Annotated in this window: 4 protein-coding genes; 3 read left to right on the forward strand and 1 reads right to left on the reverse strand. The window is 60.5% G+C overall.

Annotation, left to right across the window (positions count from 1 at the left end; genetic code table 11):
* On the reverse strand, positions 1-1,274 hold a 1,274-nt coding region (locus P792_RS27590; RefSeq protein ID WP_051395859.1), incomplete at its 3' end, for an MATE family efflux transporter.
* A 96-nt stretch (positions 1,275-1,370) separates the two neighbouring features.
* Here P792_RS27590 and cysS point away from each other — a divergent pair.
* From cysS to P792_RS38770, 3 genes are all read left to right on the forward strand, one after another.
* Positions 1,371-2,726, forward strand: a complete 1,356-nt coding sequence (gene cysS / locus P792_RS27595) for a cysteine--tRNA ligase (RefSeq protein WP_023978555.1) — start codon at positions 1,371-1,373, stop codon at positions 2,724-2,726.
* Entirely contained in the window at positions 2,723-3,502 is a 780-nt protein-coding gene (locus P792_RS27600; RefSeq protein ID WP_023978556.1) for an RNA methyltransferase, read from the forward strand. Before cysS ends, P792_RS27600 begins: the two co-directional genes overlap by 4 nt.
* A gap of 10 nt (positions 3,503-3,512) precedes the next feature.
* The coding region (locus tag P792_RS38770; RefSeq protein ID WP_235075448.1) for a VOC family protein at positions 3,513-3,771 on the forward strand (259 nt) is incomplete at its 3' end.

Raw genomic sequence — 3,771 nt, forward strand, 5'->3', positions numbered from 1 at the left:
TTGAACGCCAGCCAGTCGCCCCCGAGGATGGATACGGGGATATAGGTCACCACCATCAGAACCATTGGCATGAACGTGTCATGGCAACCGCGAAGCGCGCCAGAACAGACGCATTGCACGCCATCAAGAATCTGGAAGATCCCCGCAATTTTAAGAAGCGTCACAGCTAGTGGAATGACCTGCGCCGCATCCTGACCATGCGGATCGACATAGAATCCGGCGATGTATTGCGGGAAGACGAGCAGGATCGTGGCGGTGAAGCATGTCCATAATACCACCAGCATGACCGCCCCGAGCGTGGCGCGCAGGGCCGCCGCAGGAGCACCAGCGCCCAGCCAGTACGCAACCCGGATATTCACCGCCTGCGAGAGCGCCAGACTGATCATGAATGCGGTACTGGTCACGCTGAGCGCTATCTGATGTGCCGCCGACGAGACAGCCCCCAACGCGCCAGCGTGAAGCCCTGTCATCTGGAACGCCAGCAATTCTGCGCCGGTTGCGCCCATCATGGGCAGCCCCAGACGCAGCATTTCCATCATGGCGCGTGGATCGGGCCGCGTCAGGCGAAGATGCGGCCTGAGTAAGGACTGGCGCCGGGCAAGGATTACCAGCAGGATGGCAACCGACCAGCCCGTCACGATGGTCGCGCAGGCCGAACCCCACAGCCCCATACGCGGCAGACCAAAGCGCCCATGGATCAGACCTGCATTGAGAAAGCCGTTCATGACCGCCATACCCGGCATGGTCCAGAGCAGCAGACGTTCACTGCCAAACGCAGGCAGGATGATGCGCAGGAGCCCGATAATGACCAGATTGGGCAGAAGCGCCCATAGCAGCAGATGCATGAAGCGGCTGCCCTGTGAAACGATCAGGGCGGGCTCGTTGAAGAAACTAAGCAGCGACCCTGCGGGCAGCAGAATGGCCAGCACTGGCAGACAGAGCAGCAGAGCAAGCAAGACGCCTGATGTCACGATGCCCGAGAGATCTTCCAGACGCTCCTGCGACGCGAAGGCACGGCCGCGTGCCCGCGCGATGAGAATGCTGGCCCCACCCAGCGCCGCCTGAAACGTGATGAACGTGCAGAAAAAGAGATTGGTGGTCATGCCACCCACCGCCAGCGCCGTGGCACCCAGACTGCCAAGCAGCACCGTATCGGTGACATTCATGGCCATTTCGCTCAACTGCGAAAAACTCAGCGGCGCGGCAATTCTGATCAGCGCACGCAGGTGTTCACCCCAGCGCGGGGCCGTTGCGGAAGAGCGAATTTCTGTCATGCAGCCCTGATTATAGCAGTGCCGAAAGAAAACCAGCACCAAAAGCCGTAAATTAGAGTTGCATGGGGCGCGGGGCTGACGCATCTACTCAACTCCATGGCCACCCCACCCTATACCCTGTCCCTTCATGACAGCCAGACGCGGCGGAAACAGGTTTTCACGCCCCTGGACCCTGAAAATGTGCGCGTTTATTACTGTGGACCCACGGTTTATGACGCCGTGCATATCGGCAATCTGCGTGCCATGCTCAGCGCCGACATTCTGGTCCGCCTGCTGCGTACGCTGTTCCCGCGTGTGACCTTTGTCCGCAACATCACGGATGTGGACGACAAGATTACCGCCAGGGCACGGGATAATGGTGAGGATATCGCGAGCCTGACGGCCCGCACGACCATCGCCTTTCATGAAGATGTCGCAGCGCTGGGCATCCAGCCACCCGACATCGAGCCCCGCGCCACGCACCATATCGACGACATGCTGGCCATGATTGCCCAGCTGATCGCAAGCGGCCACGCCTACGAGGCAGAGGGCCATGTTCTTTTCGCGGTCGATCGCTGCGCGAGTTATGGCACCCTGTCCGGACGTAGCCCGGACGATCTTCTGGCCGGTGCACGGGTAGAGATCGCGCCCTACAAGCGTCACCCCGGCGATTTCGTCCTGTGGAAGCCATCCACGCCGGAACAGCCTGGATGGGACAGTCCGTATGGCCGCGGCCGCCCCGGCTGGCATATCGAATGTTCGGCCATGTCCCATCGTTATCTGGGTGAGAGTTTCGACATTCATGGCGGGGGCGACGATCTGCTTTTCCCGCATCATGAGAACGAACGGGCCCAGTCTCTCTGCTGCAATCCGGGCAGCAGCTTTGCGCGATACTGGCTGCATAATGCCATGCTGCTCTCCAATGGGGAGAAAATGTCCAAGTCTCTGGGCAATTTCTTCACCATTCGCGAGGTGCTGACCCGCGCCCCGGCCGAGGCGCTGCGCCTGCTCATGCTTGGTGCCCATTACCGTTCGGTGCTCGATTTCACCTGGGAAAAACTCGAAGACGCGAAGCGGATGCTCGATCGCTTCTATCGCGCCCTTGAGAAACACCCGTCTGTCACACCCGGCGCAGTCGATGCTGATTTCATGTCCGCCCTTTGCGATGACATGAACACACCTCTCGCCCTCTCCTGCCTGCACCCGCTGGCCGATGCTGCCCTCGCTGGCGATGCACAGGCAGCGGCTTCGCTCAAGGCTTCTGGCGCCATGATCGGCCTGCTTGGCCAGTCGGCCGATGACTGGTTCCGTGCCGGATCGGATGACGGAGCCATTGATGCCCTGATCGTCCAGCGTGCCGAGGCCAAGAAAGCACGTAATTTCGCCCTTGCAGACTCCATCAGGACCGATCTGGCCGCGCAGGGGATTATTCTTGAAGATACCGCACAGGGAACGAAATGGAGGCGCGCATGACGGGTCGTGATGGTGGCGCCGATATCGGACCGATCGGGGCCTTCAGCCCGGTCGTGATTCTGGTGCGCCCGCAACTCGCCGAGAATATCGGAACGACGGCCCGTGCCATGGCCAATGGCGGTCTCTTCCATCTGCGTATCGTTGCGCCGCGTGATGGCTGGCCGCAGGAGCGCGCTTGGTATGCCTCGTCCGGTGCCGACCGGATTCTGAACGAGGCGCAGGTTTTCGACACAGTGGATGAGGCTGTTGCCGATCTCCACCACGTCATGGCGACCTGCCCACGCCCACGCCATATCGTCAAGACCGTCATGACGGCCCGTGGTGCCGCGTCAGAACTGCGTGCAATTGCTGATCGGGGGCTCAAGGCAGGGCTGCTTTTCGGTCCGGAGCGCGCAGGGCTCGATAATGAGGACATGGCGCGCGCCGATATCCTCATACGCTATCCGCTCAACCCCGATTTCATGTCACTCAATCTCGCTCAGGCGGTGCTGATCATGGCCTATGAGTGGTGGATGGCCTGCGAGACCACGCCGCCACGCACGTTGATGACAAACGAGACACATGTAGCGACCAAGGGTGAGCTGGAAAACTTCCTCGGCCATCTCACGCGAGATCTCGACGAGTGCGGCTTCCTGCGCAATGAGCAGAAGCGCCCTGGTATGGTGCGCAATCTGCGTCATCTGTTCCAGCGTGGGGAAGTGACCGAACAGGAACTCCGCACCATGCATGGCGTCGTGACAGAACTCTCCAATGGCCGCAAAGCCCGACAGCAATAGGCGTCAGACGATGTTCAACGGCGTCCATCATATCGCGATCATCGCCTCGGATTATCAGAAATCGCGCAGCTTCTATACTGAGGTGCTGGGGCTGGAAATTATCCGTGAGGTCTGGCGTGCGCAGCGGCAGTCATGGAAATGCGACATCGCCATTGGCGATACCCAGATCGAGCTTTTCTCGTTTCCAACCCCACCTTCGCGACCGACCCAGCCGGAAGCTGCCGGGCTGCGTCATCTCGCCTTTTCCGTGAGCAACATGCAGGACGCCG

Source organism: Asaia sp. SF2.1 (genome assembly GCF_000505765.1).
In the GTDB taxonomy this organism is placed as follows: domain Bacteria; phylum Pseudomonadota; class Alphaproteobacteria; order Acetobacterales; family Acetobacteraceae; genus Asaia; species Asaia bogorensis.